The organism is Psychrobacter sp. 1U2 (assembly GCF_051847575.1).
On sequence record NZ_JBPYDC010000001.1, the window covers coordinates 217,604 to 230,965 of the forward strand.

11 protein-coding genes are annotated in these 13,362 nt (G+C 44.4%); 5 read left to right on the forward strand and 6 right to left on the reverse strand.

Annotated elements, in window-relative coordinates:
* Positions 1-23: 23 nt before the first annotated feature.
* Complete coding sequence (locus tag ACS8FD_RS00900; protein ID WP_439274006.1) at positions 24-1,511, reverse strand: aldehyde dehydrogenase family protein; 1,488 nt, start codon at positions 1,509-1,511, stop codon at positions 24-26.
* Between the two features lie 312 nt (positions 1,512-1,823).
* Here ACS8FD_RS00900 and ACS8FD_RS00905 point away from each other — a divergent pair, with 312 nt between their 5' ends.
* The 5 genes from ACS8FD_RS00905 to ACS8FD_RS00925 all read left to right on the forward strand — a co-directional run bounded on the left by ACS8FD_RS00905 (position 1,824) and on the right by ACS8FD_RS00925 (position 6,640).
* Positions 1,824-2,465: a TetR/AcrR family transcriptional regulator gene (locus ACS8FD_RS00905; RefSeq protein WP_439274007.1), complete on the forward strand. Its 642-nt coding sequence runs from the start codon at positions 1,824-1,826 to the stop codon at positions 2,463-2,465.
* Between the two features lie 238 nt (positions 2,466-2,703).
* The gene (locus ACS8FD_RS00910; RefSeq protein WP_439274008.1) at positions 2,704-3,918 is read left to right on the forward strand and encodes an iron-containing alcohol dehydrogenase; all 1,215 of its coding nucleotides are present in this window, start codon (positions 2,704-2,706) and stop codon (positions 3,916-3,918) included.
* A gap of 176 nt (positions 3,919-4,094) precedes the next feature.
* A complete protein-coding gene (locus tag ACS8FD_RS00915) occupies positions 4,095-5,144 on the forward strand; it encodes an NADP-dependent oxidoreductase (protein ID WP_439274009.1) in 1,050 nt (349 codons plus the stop codon).
* A gap of 143 nt (positions 5,145-5,287) precedes the next feature.
* Positions 5,288-5,965: a type 1 glutamine amidotransferase domain-containing protein gene (locus tag ACS8FD_RS00920; protein ID WP_439274010.1), complete on the forward strand. Its 678-nt coding sequence runs from the start codon at positions 5,288-5,290 to the stop codon at positions 5,963-5,965.
* 36 nt (positions 5,966-6,001) lie between these two features.
* Positions 6,002-6,640, forward strand: coding sequence for a glutathione S-transferase family protein (locus tag ACS8FD_RS00925; RefSeq protein WP_439274011.1), 639 nt, complete (start codon positions 6,002-6,004; stop codon positions 6,638-6,640).
* A 94-nt stretch (positions 6,641-6,734) separates the two neighbouring features.
* Here ACS8FD_RS00925 and ACS8FD_RS00930 read toward each other — a convergent pair whose 3' ends face one another.
* The 5 genes from ACS8FD_RS00930 to guaB form a co-directional block, all read right to left on the reverse strand.
* Entirely contained in the window at positions 6,735-8,081 is a 1,347-nt protein-coding gene (locus ACS8FD_RS00930; protein WP_439274012.1) for a D-arabinono-1,4-lactone oxidase, read from the reverse strand.
* Positions 8,069-9,280, reverse strand: a complete 1,212-nt coding sequence (locus ACS8FD_RS00935) for an alanine racemase (RefSeq protein WP_439274013.1) — start codon at positions 9,278-9,280, stop codon at positions 8,069-8,071. The genes ACS8FD_RS00930 and ACS8FD_RS00935 overlap by 13 nt, the downstream gene beginning before the upstream one ends.
* Positions 9,281-9,359: 79 nt before the next feature.
* Positions 9,360-10,001: a pyridoxamine 5'-phosphate oxidase gene (gene pdxH / locus ACS8FD_RS00940; RefSeq protein ID WP_439274051.1), complete on the reverse strand. Its 642-nt coding sequence runs from the start codon at positions 9,999-10,001 to the stop codon at positions 9,360-9,362.
* 38 nt (positions 10,002-10,039) lie between these two features.
* A complete protein-coding gene (gene glmM / locus ACS8FD_RS00945; RefSeq protein WP_439274014.1) occupies positions 10,040-11,413 on the reverse strand; it encodes a phosphoglucosamine mutase in 1,374 nt (457 codons plus the stop codon).
* A gap of 327 nt (positions 11,414-11,740) precedes the next feature.
* Positions 11,741-13,210, reverse strand: coding sequence for an IMP dehydrogenase (gene guaB / locus ACS8FD_RS00950; RefSeq protein WP_439241291.1), 1,470 nt, complete (start codon positions 13,208-13,210; stop codon positions 11,741-11,743).
* Positions 13,211-13,362 lie beyond the last annotated feature (152 nt).

Genomic DNA, 13,362 nt, shown 5'->3' on the forward strand with positions numbered 1-13,362 from the left:
AAGACTCAAAACGCTCAGAACGCCTAAAATCCATAGTCGCGCGGCTGATGTTGATAAGACACCCAATGCAAACGCGTCATCTCTTCTAGTACCCACTCGCCATTAAAGCGGCCAATACCTGAGTTTTTCTCACCACCAAATGGCGCATTACTTTCATCATTGACGGTGATGTCATTGACATGGGTCATGCCAGCTCTAATACCACGGGCAAACCGTAGGCCTTTTTCCATATCCATTGTAAACACTGAGCTCGATAAACCGTACTCAGTATCGTTAGCCAGTTTAAGCGCCTCATCGATATTCTTAGCGCGGATGATACCTACTAACGGTCCAAAGATTTCATTACGGAATAAGTCCATATCAGCAGTAACGTCAGTAAAGATATGCGGTGGTACTATTTGCCCTTCTATCTCACCACTTAACAACATGGTCGCGCCTTCCTCTTGCGCTTTAGCGATTTTATCTTTTAAAGAATCGAGCTGATCTTGATTAATGATAGGGCCGACAGCCGTGGCTTCATCATTAGGGTCGCCAACTTTAATCATTTTTACATGCTCGACAAAACGCTCAACAAACTCATCATAAATAGCGTCTTCGACAATAATACGGTTGATGGCAATACAGATCTGACCTTGATGTAAGAATTTACCAAACACCGCCGCCTTTACTGCATTATCCAAATCAGCGTCGGCTAGCACGACGAACGGATTATTACCACCGAGCTCTAGCGCTACAGGTTTAATAGTGTCGCCACCGTTAGCAAGCTCACCGATGTGTTTGCCAACTGCGGTTGAGCCGGTAAAGGAGACAAAGCTTGGAACATCATGTGTGACGATAGCATCGCCAATCTCGCTACCCGCGCCGACTACTACGTTGAGTAACCCTTTTGGCAAGCCGGCTTCTTCAAATATTTTGGCTAATAATAGACCACCAGTGATAGGCGTATCGCTAGCAGGTTTCAGTACCACCGCGTTGCCCAAGGCTATTGCGGGTGCGATAGAGCGCTGGGTCAAATGTAAAGGGAAATTCCATGGGCTAATAACTGCTACAACGCCAATCGGCTCGCGATAAGCAAAGTTCTCTTTACCGGGGATGTTAGAAGGACGAATCTCGCCGTGCACGCGATTTGGAAAAGTTGCTGCTTCTACGGTAATAGCGCGCGCACTGCCAAACTCAATCATCGCTTTGATACGGGTACTGCCCGACTCTTTAATAAGCCAATCAACGATTTCATCCTGACGCTGATCTAAGATATCAACGACTTTATATAGCAAGCCTGCACGTTCAGCGGGCATAGTCTGCGCCCACTGCTTCTGTGCTTTTTGCGCCGCCTTATAAGCGTTATCAAGTTGCGTTTCTGTCGCTTGCTGAATGTTAACTAAAGTCTCGCCTGTAAAAGGGTTGGTATTAGTATTGACGCTATCATCCTGACCTTTTTTCCACTCGCCTGCAATGTATTGCAAGTCAAAGTTGCTGTAGGGGCTTTTTTTAGTTTCAGTATTATCTGACATAGTCTATGTCCTTGTATTGATTTTAGTTTTTTATTTCTGATTGGTAATACTAACAAAAGATTTATGATATCGATTAATTAGGCGATACAAAAGCTAACTTGCTAGACGACTGGTCTAATGCTAACATAGCTTCTATAAAACTAAGAGTGTTTCGCATTAAAGTTTGTTGACTGAACGTAACTTTTAAGCCGTTATTCTTATAGATTTTTTTGCCTCGAGTACTTTGAGTGCCAAAATTCGGTACCGTTAAAACGATTAAAAATATAACGCTAATACAAATAAGATTATAAAAATAAGGAGAACATAATTTTTATGTCTACCCCTGATACTTTTGACTCACTACCTTCTTTAGATAGTGAACTCTGTGACACTACTCTATCAAACACTAAGATCCATCTGTTAGATACGGGTTACCAGCTCATCGCCTATAAAGGCTTTACTGCCGTAGGTATCAAGCAAATATTGGATACAGCAGGGGTGCCTAAAGGCTCTTTTTATCATTATTTCGCTTCTAAAGAAGCTTTTGGGGAAGCGATTATTACCCATTACTTTACTCGGTATAAAAGACGTCTAGACCTTATCGCTGCCGAAGATAATAGTGCTCAGCAAAAGCTCTATGACTATTTCCAACATTGGTACGACACCCAGCAAAACGGCTGTGATCACGAGAAATGCCTAGTGGTAAAACTCAGTGCTGAAGTCGCTGATATCTCAGAGCCTATGCGAGAAGCCTTACATAATGGCTATCAGCAAACGATTCGTTGGTTAACAGAGCAAATTAAGGCAGGCTTGCGCGATCAATCGATTCCTAAGCTCGATAATATCTCCGCTGAAAGTATAGCTAAGCGTTGGTATTTTGCTTGGCTAGGTGCTAGCTTAATTGCCAAAATCAGCCAAACTAATACGCCATTAGCAGAAGTGTGGCAGATGACGACGGTCCAATTAGGTCGCTAGTAGAGAACTATTACTATCCACATAGTATTATTGAAGCCTCTCTTTCTTATAGCGTTTTGTAACTGTACCCTACTTTCTCACCTTACTTACTAGACGACTGGTCTAATTGCTGTACAATGTTATCTATCAGAGGATGATCTATAGCTGCTTATAGCAGTTAGTCATAGCCTTAGAAAAGCATTTCTTATAGCTATTTACTTCACACAGAAAAACACCACATTAATCATTTAGGATTTTTATGAATAACTTTCAATATTACAACCCAGTACGTATCGTCTTTGGCGAAGGTCAAATCGAACAACTCTCAGAACTCGTACCGACTGACGCTCGTGTCCTTATCACTTATGGCGGCGGCTCAGCTGAGCGTACCGGTACTTTGGACGAGGTTAGAACGGCTTTATCAGCGAACGGTAATCGTGAAGTTTTTGAATTTGGTGGTATCGAGGCCAATCCAGAATTTGTTACCTTATTAAAAGCGGCTGATCAAGTGAATGAGCATGACATCGACTTTATCTTAGCAGTTGGTGGCGGTTCAGTCATCGATGGTAGTAAATTTGTCGCTTTAGTGTCTTCATTAAAAGAAGAAGATGGAACGGTCTCACGTGAAAAAGCATGGGATGCCCTGATTGGTTATACCAAAAAATTAGATTCAGCTGTGGACCTTGGTGCGGTATTGACCATTCCAGCAACCGGCTCTGAGATGAATTCAGGCGGCGTAGTCAACTATAGCGAGCGTCAAGCCAAACTGCCTTTTGGTAATCCGCTTGCCTTTCCTAAGTTCTCCATTTTAGATCCTGCTAAAACCCTCACTCTACCCGATAGCCAAGTAATGAATGGTGTCGCAGATGCCTTTGTGCATGTTATGGAGCAGTATCTAACTTATCCTGTTAATGCCAAAGTGCAAGACGCTTTCGCTGAGAGTCTACTCAAAATTCTTATCGAAGAAGGCCACGCCGTCAAAGCCGATCCTAACAATATGGAAACGCGTAAAAACATTATGTGGACAGCAACTATGGCGCTCAATGGTTTGATTGGTACTGGCGTGCCGCAAGACTGGACCACGCACATGATAGGCCATGAGCTAACGTCATTACACGCTATCGATCATGCCCGTACATTGACGATTGTGTTACCGTCAGTAATGCGCGAATTAAAAGACAGTAAAAAAGATAAGCTACTACAGTACGCTCGTAATGTCTGGAATCTTGAAGCTGATACTCAGCAAAGCGATGATGAAGTGATAGAAGCCGCTATTGTTCGTACTGAAGAGTTTTTCCGTGACCTTGGCTTACCCATAAGTCTAGCTGACGCCAATCTTGATGACACCGCTATCGAGCCTATCATCAAGCAGCTAGAGGCGCATAGAATGGTCAAATTGGGTGAGCATGGCAAAAATGATTTAGACGTCTCACGCCGTATTCTAGAGCGGGCAACAACTAGTAAAGCTTCGTAACGTTTTAACCTTAGTAGCCCATAGAAACAAGACTCTATGAGTTGTTAATATGGGTTATTGAGATAAGCTTTTTTACTACTTAGCTAATAAAGCGTTTATAAGTTTTGTATGCAACTATGAGTTTTAGTGTTGTAGATACAGATTTAATGAATAATAAATATAACAGGAGATCATTTATGAGTTTTGATAAACAACAAAATAAACAACAGAACCGTCAAATCAAATTAGCCAGTCGTCCTACGGGTGAGCCGAATGCCGATAACTTTGAGATGGCAACGAGTGATATGCCAAAAGTGGGTAGCAATGAGATGCTACTACGTACTGTCTATCTCTCGCTAGACCCATACATGCGCGGACGTATGAGCGATGCTAAAAGCTACGCTGATCCACTAGAAGTCGGTGATGTCATTATGGGCGCGACTGTGGCACAAGTCGTCGAGTCCAATATCGACAAATTTGCTGAGGGCGATTTAGTGGTGTCAAACTCAGGCTGGCAGGATTATAGCGTCAGTGATGGCGAAGGCGTGTTGAAACTTGATAAAAACATGGCAAATCCTTCCTATGGCTTAGGTGTCTTAGGTATGCCGGGCTTCACTGGGTATATGGGCTTGACCGATATCGGTAAACCGCAACAAGGTGAGACTTTAGTGGTTGCAGCGGCTACAGGCCCAGTTGGCGCTACGGTCGGACAAGTGGGTAATACTTACGGTACGCGCACTGTCGGTGTCGCAGGCGGCAAGGAAAAGTGTGATTTTGCTGTTAATGAGCTCGGCTTTGATGCGTGTATTGACCATTATGCCGATGACTTCGCTGAGCAGCTAAAAGCCGCTTGCCCTAATGGTATCGATATTTATTATGAAAACGTCGGCGGTAAAGTCTTTGATGCAGTCATGCCGCTACTCAACGCTCATGCGCGTATTCCTGTTTGCGGCTTAGTGTCACAATATAACGCTACTGAACTACCAGATGGTAAAGACCGTTTAAGCGTATTAATGGGACTAGTACTAAGACAGCGTATGACCGTCAAAGGCTTTATTATCTTTGAAGAGTACGGTGAGCACTTCCCTCAATTCCTAAAAACTATGAGCGAGATGGTCGCTTCAGGAAAAGTCAAAACCAAAGAGTATATCGCTGATGGTCTAGATCAAGCGCCTGATGCGTTTGTAGGGATGCTCAATGGCGATAACTTCGGTAAAACCGTCGTCAAAGTCGCTGACGTAGTATAGCAACTGACCTGATATAGCAACGGATGTCACACAGTAAAATTGGCGAAAACTAAATGCGCACTATGAGCCAACCCTGTTAATTCATAGTGCTATTGGCTTTACAGCTAATCGTTTATACAGCCCAACTATAAATAAGGATAATTATGAAAATTTTAATGGTACTAACCTCACATGACGAATTAGGCGATACCGGTAAAAAAACTGGCTTTTGGCTAGAAGAGTTTGCTGCGCCTTATTACGCTTTTATCGATGCTGGCGTTGATGTTACCCTCGCCTCTCCTGCTGGTGGTCAGCCGCCCTTAGATCCTAGTAGCGATACTGAGGACGCTCAAACCAAAGACACAAAACGCTTCAAACAAGACAGCGAAGCACAAAAGCATCTCGCCAATACTAAAAAACTGGCGGATATGAAAGCCGAAGATTTTGACAGCGTATTTTATCCTGGTGGTCATGGCCCACTGTGGGATTTAGCAGTCGATAAAGACTCGATCAGTTTGATTGAGACTTTTGTACAGCAAGACAAGCCGGTTGCCTTTGTTTGTCACTCTCCTGCTGCGCTCAAAAATGTCAAGGTCGATGGCGAATATCTAGTGAAAGGTAAAACCGTCACAGGCTTTACCAACTCAGAAGAAGACGCTGTTGGCCTGACCGATGTCGTGCCTTTCTTAGTAGAAGATGCGCTAAAAGCGAATGGTGGTAACTATCAAAAAGCAAGCGACTGGGAATCTTATGTCGTTGAAGATGGTCTGCTTATCACCGGTCAAAACCCAGCGTCTTCAGAAGATGCTGCCAAACATTTACTAAATAAGCTCAATGCCTAAAGGAGATGAGGTATCAAACCTAATAGTACGATTCGCTTGCACCATCTAAACCAATCGCGCTCTATGCGTATTTTGTGGTTGTTAGAAGAGCTTGGTGTTGCTTATGAGATTGTCAGTCATCAGCGTGATGCAAAAAGCTTTATGGCACCAGATAGTTTAAGAGCGGTGCATCCATTAGGTAAGTCTCCTGTTGTAGAAGTGGACGGTCAACTTTTCGCAGAATCAGGGGCTATTACTGAGCTGTTGATTGAGCGTTTCGCATCCGAGCGTTTGCGCCCTGCGGTTGATAGTAATGAGTATGGCGAGTACCTACAATGGATCCACTTCGCTGAAAGCTCGTTTATGGTGCCTATAGTATTAGAGATATTTACACGCAACTCTATAAAAAGCGATGATGTGTTTTTAGATCGCTACATTGCTCGTGAAAAACACAAGATGTTGAGCTATTTAAACAAAGTTGTCGAAAATAAATCTTTTATTGTGGCCAACAAATTGAGCGGAGCCGATTTTATGCTTTCCTTTGATTTGATTATGATGGCACGAAATAAAGAATTAGATGATTACGTCCATGTCAAACAATACGCTTTGCAGCTAGCTAGCCTAGATAGCTACCAGCGAGCTATGCGCCTTGAAGATAACTACGACCAAGCGGTGCAGCCTAATCTGATGAAGTAGCGAAGTGAATACTACTATAACTAATGTTCTTATAAACAGTGTTTCGCAAACCAAAAACAGCTCTAATTGAGCTGTTTTTTTTGCCTAATCAAAGTTAATTTGAGGCTTTGTACCCTAAGAATTTCTCTTCAAGCCAGCTATTCATAAAGAGGTCATCAGGATCGTACTGCTCTCTAATTTCTAAGAAACGTTTGAGATCAGGATACAGCTTATGGAGCTCATCAGTATTCAGCTTATTGACTTTACCCCAATGCGGACGGCCTTGCCACTTTTTCATATACTCATACAACCAGTTGAATAACGGTTCGCTATCCATGCCTTTATAGACATGAAAGGACAGTACCGCGCAGTCTTCACCTTGCGTGGGACTGAGCATGCCGGTCTCTCCTTTATGAGTACGCACTTCAATAGGAAAATGCGAGCCTTTATTGTTCTTTAACAAAATACTGTTCACCTCAGAGATACAAGCATCAAAATCAGAGAGCTTTATAAAGTATTCTGACTCATTGAATTTGACGCCGCGAGGAGTAGGAAATACCTCATAGCTATAACCTGCGCGTCTAGTATTGGGGATGGAGCTAGCGGAGATTTGACTAACTTTTTTGGTCCACTTTGGGTTCATTCTTGCCATCTCTGACAATACATAAAAAGCGCCATTCAAAGTGACTTTACTGTCAAATTGATCTTTAAATTTTTGCCAGCCTGTCATGGCTTTTGGTGCAATGATTGACAAGGTTTTTTGCTGCAGTTTATTGGTGCCGGGAAATAAGAACCACTCTAGATGACGGTGCTCGTGAGCCATATCATGAAAGCGGGATAAACCCTCTTCAAACGTCATTACTTCGTTGCGTTCTGCGAGTCCATACAGGTCAACGGCTTGAATAGTCAGCTTAGTAAAGATACCGAGCATACCGAGGCTAGCATGCAGCGCATTGCCAAGCTCATCAGTTTGCGGGTCCCCTCTTTGATGAGTGTGCAGCTCTCCTTTGCCATCTACCCATTCCCAAGCGATGACTTGATTGGCAATAGATCCTAAGGTTAGACCTGTGCCATGGGTCGCAGTACTCGCAGAGCCTGCGATACTCTGCTCTTGCACATCGCCCATATTCTCAAGCGCAAGGCCGTGTTCTCGCAATGCATCTCCTATCTCAAATAAATAAGTTCCGGCATACAGCGTAGCCTGTTTCGCGTCTTTATCGACTGAAATCAAACCGCGCATATTATGCAGACTAATAGCAATCTCTTCAGGCTTAGCGCAGCCACTGAATGAATGCGCCGCTCCTGTCACTCGAACGCGCTTATTAGTAGCCCGAGCTTTTTTGACGATATCTTGTAGCTCTTCCACGGAAGAAGGCGTTAGCTTTTGTTCAGGCTCAGCGCTGACGTAGCCAACCCAGTTTTCCCATTTATGGCTTCCTTGCCACTGTGTCAATGAAAACATTGTCCCGCTCCTCGATAAGTCATCATAGTGTCAAATTCCTTTTTTGCTTTTTTATCATTAGCCGTGGTCACCTGCGCAGCTTGCCGATAACCAATAAGTTCGTTGAAATGCTCACAAAGCTCGCCTGCTTTGGCGTGCCGACACCAAACATAGTTGCCGATATTGATGGCAGCAGGTTTAGCAATAGCCATGGGCGTTTGCACTTCACCGAAACCTTCATCGGCTAGTATCGATAAGCCGCTTGGATAATGAATCGAAGGTGCTTTATCCTCGCCCACCGCCCCCGAGGCGATAAAGCCGCCACCGTGACAGGTGATCACGCCTTTTTCGGGTTGACGAGTAACGGGTAGCACAAACCCGACTGCTGGCTGAAACGCCTCCATACTGTCCATATGATCGAAATAAGCGGGCTTATAATAAGCAGAACCTACAGTAATCTCAGTAATCTCAGGCTGGCTTGAAGTAAAGTCCATACTACCGCTACCGCCGCCATTGACTAGTTCTAGCGTATAGCCTTGTTTTTTTAGCCAAGCGACTATCGAGCTGCGCCGTTTACTTACTTGCTTTTTTGAGCGCTGTTTAAGCAAGCGAATAGCAGGAGTTAATAAGGCTTTACCGGGTACGTGTTCAGCTAAGCCAGCAATTTGTGCCTCATAGCCCATTGCCGCACTGACCGTAACATTTGGACATTTTTTAATATGTTTTAGCAATTTTTTTACGTCTTTGGTATCCATTAATGCTGAACGCTTAGTGCCGAAATAAAGCTTAGGTAGTGGCATCGACATATTGATATCGAGGCAAACATCAATGATAACGTCATGGGCTTTAGCAACTGCATTTAACACATCCACATGTTCAGGGCGATCAACCATCCAAATCATGGTTGCACCCTGCTTAGTGTATTTAAAGGTGGCAGCAACGCTTGTCATATCCAAAGTTGGGTAAGCACAAAGGATATTGTCAAAGCCATTTTCTAACAGATACAATGATTCCTCGGCGGCGTAAGACATCAAACCGATAAAATTGTGCGACTTTTCTTTGATATAGTTGAGCATATCAATAGAGCGAATCGACTTAGTCGCTAAACGTAGATTGATGGCTTGGGTCTTTTGATTAACCAACTGAATATTATGATCAAGCGCGTCCATATCGAGCCAAGCACTGGGCGCTTTGGGCGGGATGGTATTAGCAAAATCCATTTCACTATTCCTTAAAGATAAATAAAAACAGTCTAATACTAGCTTAGACGGTTATGATAAAACTAATCTTCCTCACTATTTAAGGCAATAAGCGTTTAGTGGTCCAACTACTGTTTTGTTTCGTATAAACGATGCGATCATGCACACGATTGGCGCGGCCTTGCCAAAATTCAATACGCTCAATAGTAATCTCATAGCCACCCCAAAATTCGGGCGTTGGCACTTTGGAATCTTGGGGATACTCTTGTAATAACTGAGCAAATTTATCCTCCATTACTTCTCTATTGGCCACTTCTCCACTTTGCGGTTGGCTCACCCAAGCGCCGACTTGGCTATCGTGCGGGCGCTTTTGAAAGTACTGAGCCGATTTGTCAGCGGCAATTTTGGCAATAGAGCCACTAATGCGGACTTGACGCTCAAGCTCGTGCCAAAAAAATAGCACCTCGGTATTGGGGTTTTGAGCGATATCTTGGCCTTTAGCGCTCTCATAATTGGTATAAAAAACAATGCCGCTATCAGTCACCTCCCGCAATAAAACGATACGCACGCTAGGTTTATTATCCGCGCCGCATGTCGCTAGACTCATTGCGTAAGGCTCTTGTACCTTTTGCACGATGGCTTCATTCATCCAAGCTTTAAATAGCGCAAATGGCGACTCTGGTACTGAGGACTGATCAAGCTCACCCTTTTCGTAAGACAAACGCTGATCGGTAAAATCCATACTCATAAAGACTCCTTCTTATAAATGTTCAACACGCCCTAGCCCAAATGAGCTTTGATTTGATCGGCGAGCTCATTCGCCATAACATCGCATTCTATCTCATCATCGGACTCTACCATCACCCGAATCATCGGCTCTGTACCCGATTGACGTATGAGCAACCGACCACGGCCTACAAGCTTGGCCTGCGCTTCGTCAAAAGCTGCGACTAGCTCGGGATTGGCAAAAGGATCTTGCATCTTCGCTAGACGCACGTTCACTAGCTTTTGCGGTAAAACAACAAAATCCTCAATTAAGGCGCTCAAAGCTCTGTCTTGCTCTTGCATCACTGCTAGCACTTGTAGCCCTGCTATAATGGCGTCGCCGGTACGGCTCTTATCTAAACACAAGATATGGCCTGAGGGTTCGCCGCCTAATATCCAGCCTTTCGCTTCAAGCTCATGCATCACATAACGATCGCCAACTTTGGCACGGATAAACTCAATCCCTTTTGCTTGTAGCGCCAGCTCTAGACCCATATTGCTCATCAAGGTACCGGCAACCCCTTTTGCCAGCTGTTTACCCTGCGTGGCAAGCACATAAAGGATACCATCGCCATCGACTAGATGACCTAAGTCATCCACCATAACGATACGGTCGCCGTCACCATCAAGCGCGATGCCGACATCTGCATTATGCTCAAGCACAGCTTGCTGCAAGCCTTCAGGATGTGTAGAGCCGCAGTCAGAATTTATATTGATACCGTCAGGCGTATTATTAATCGCTATAACCGTAGCGCCAAGCTCGCGTAGTACTCTTGGCGCTACGCTATAACCGGCTCCATTGGCGCAGTCCACGACGATTTTGAGGTGATTGAGATCATGCTGATAAGGGAAGCTGCCCTTACAGAACTCAATATAGCGGCCTTTAGCATCATCAATGCGATGATTTTTACCGAGTTTAGCAGGATCGGCAATAGGCATCATTAGCGCGGCCTCGTCTGTTGGATCCGCTGTCATGATATCATCTAATTTTGCATTGATAGCGTTTTGCATCTCATCGGTAAGTTTTTTACCATCGCCTGAGAACAGCTTGATACCATTATCATAATACGGATTGTGGGATGCAGAAATCACCACCCCAGCGTCGGCATTAAAGCTACGAGTCAGATGCGCAATCGCAGGCGTAGGTAGCGGCCCTAGCATGTGGACATCTACGCCTGCAGCATTAAAGCCTGCTTGTAGCGCGCCTTCGATGACATAGCCCGACAGCCGCGTATCTTTACCGATGACGACACTGGGTTTACGCGCAGCATTGCTTTGGCTTTCTATCAGTACTTGTCCGGTTACATAGCCTAATTTAAGAATAAAATCAGGGGTGATTGGCAACTCCCCAAACTTCCCACGAATACCGTCCGTACCGAAATAGCTCATTGTTATGACATCCTTACACTTAGTTTAAAAAACACCTATCTTAAAAAAATTAGCTCAAAAAGCTCAACTCAAAATCAGCAATAACCATCTTTAACATTTACATCATAAGTTGCAAGTCGACCTTTGAAGACTGCTCGCAAAGTACGCTGTTAGACACCAGTATAACCATTCTTTTATAAGGGGCTTTACTACCCCGTTATTTTACGAAAAAAAACAGTCAACAATGACAGAGCATTGTTGACTGTTTGTATCTCGCAATTATTATATTTTAAATAATGCTTATAGTTTGATAAGAGATTTCACACTTAAGCGCTTATACGCGATAGCTTATACACGATAGTTAGGCGCTTCTTTAGTGATTTGCACATCATGGACATGCGACTCTTTCATACCTGCTGAGGTCACTTTGATGAATTGCGGATTGCTACGCATCTCCTCAATAGTCGCGCTGCCTGTATAACCCATTGATGAGCGCAGACCGCCGACCAATTGATTGACGATACCGGCGACTGGACCTTTATAAGGAACACGGCCTTCGATGCCTTCGGGTACTAATTTTTCTACGCCATCTTTGGCATCTTGGAAGTAGCGATCCGAGGAGCCGTTCGAGCCTGACATCGCGCCAAGGCTACCCATACCGCGGTAAGCTTTATAATAGCGCCCTTGAAATAACTCAACCTCTCCTGGCGCTTCTTCAGTACCTGCCATTAAGGATCCGACCATGATACAAGAGGCACCAGCAGCGATAGCTTTGGCCATATCTCCTGAATAACGGATACCGCCGTCAGCAATCAGCGGAATGCTGTTTTTTAGCGCGCTTGCAACATTATCAATCGCCGATATTTGCGGCACGCCGATACCAGCGATGATGCGAGTAGTACAGATAGAGCCAGGACCAATACCGACTTTTACAGCATCAGCGCCTGCATCACGTAAGGCTAAGGCGGCATCTCCTGTGGCGATATTACCACCGATGACTTGGATATTTGGAAAGTTCTTTTTAATCCAAGAAACCTTTTCGATCACGCCTTTAGAATGTCCATGAGCGGTATCAACGACTAATACATCGACATCAGCGGCGATCAAAGCTTCTACGCGCGACTCAGTGTCCGCCCCAGTGCCGACAGCGGCGCCGACGCGCAGACGACCTTTATCATCTTTACAAGCGTTTGGATTGTTTTCAGCTTTAGCAAAGTCATTGACCGTAATCAAACCACGCAGACGAAAATCATCATCAATGACAATCACTTTTTCAATGCGATGCTCGTGCAGCAATTTTTTGATGTTCTCGTTGCTCTCGCCTTCATGAACCGTTACTAATTGCTCTTTTGGGGTCATGATCTCACTGACAGGCTGCTTTAGATTGGTCTCAAAGCGCCAGTCACGATGAGTGACAATACCGACGACTTTATCAGTGCCTTTTTCTACGACCGGTACGCCTGAGATGTTATTGTCCTCAGTGAGCCTTAATAGATCCCCAATAGTCATCTCAGGATGTACGGTAATAGGATCGACAACCGTACCGGCTTCAAACTTTTTGACGCGGCGTACTTGCGTGGCCTGCTTATCGATATCCATGCTTTTATGCAAAATACCGATGCCGCCCAATTGCGCCATAGTGATGGCCATCTCAGATTCAGTCACCGTATCCATAGCAGCAGAGACTAAGGGTAGATTCAAAGTGATGTTTCTGGTTAAGCGCGTAGAGAGATCGGCAGATTTTGGCAGGACTTCAGAATAGGCGGGTAACAATAACACGTCATCAAAAGTTAAGGCTTCATCGACAATACGTAACATACATACCCCTAATAGTGGCTATTTTGATGGGTGGGAGCTAGACTGCAAGATGATAAAGGCGTAAATATAACGCAGCAGCTATCTTGATGTCTTAGTTATCCCTTTAAAATAACGCCATATTATAGCAAATTCAACGCCTTCTCACATCCTAT

What these genes read in the sequence shown, in the direction of transcription:
- ACS8FD_RS00915 (WP_439274009.1), top strand. Translation starts at nt 4,095, where the DNA reads ATGAGTTTTGATAAACAACAAAATAAACAACAGAACCGTCAAATCAAA.
- ACS8FD_RS00920 (WP_439274010.1), top strand. Translation starts at nt 5,288, where the DNA reads ATGAAAATTTTAATGGTACTAACCTCACATGACGAATTAGGCGATACC.
- guaB (WP_439241291.1), bottom strand. Translation starts at nt 13,210, where the DNA reads ATGTTACGTATTGTCGATGAAGCCTTAACTTTTGATGACGTGTTATTG.
- ACS8FD_RS00935 (WP_439274013.1), bottom strand. Translation starts at nt 9,280, where the DNA reads ATGGATTTTGCTAATACCATCCCGCCCAAAGCGCCCAGTGCTTGGCTC.
- ACS8FD_RS00905 (WP_439274007.1), top strand. Translation starts at nt 1,824, where the DNA reads ATGTCTACCCCTGATACTTTTGACTCACTACCTTCTTTAGATAGTGAA.
- ACS8FD_RS00930 (WP_439274012.1), bottom strand. Translation starts at nt 8,081, where the DNA reads ATGTTTTCATTGACACAGTGGCAAGGAAGCCATAAATGGGAAAACTGG.
- ACS8FD_RS00910 (WP_439274008.1), top strand. Translation starts at nt 2,704, where the DNA reads ATGAATAACTTTCAATATTACAACCCAGTACGTATCGTCTTTGGCGAA.
- glmM (WP_439274014.1), bottom strand. Translation starts at nt 11,413, where the DNA reads ATGAGCTATTTCGGTACGGACGGTATTCGTGGGAAGTTTGGGGAGTTG.
- pdxH (WP_439274051.1), bottom strand. Translation starts at nt 10,001, where the DNA reads ATGGATTTTACCGATCAGCGTTTGTCTTACGAAAAGGGTGAGCTTGAT.
- ACS8FD_RS00900 (WP_439274006.1), bottom strand. Translation starts at nt 1,511, where the DNA reads ATGTCAGATAATACTGAAACTAAAAAAAGCCCCTACAGCAACTTTGAC.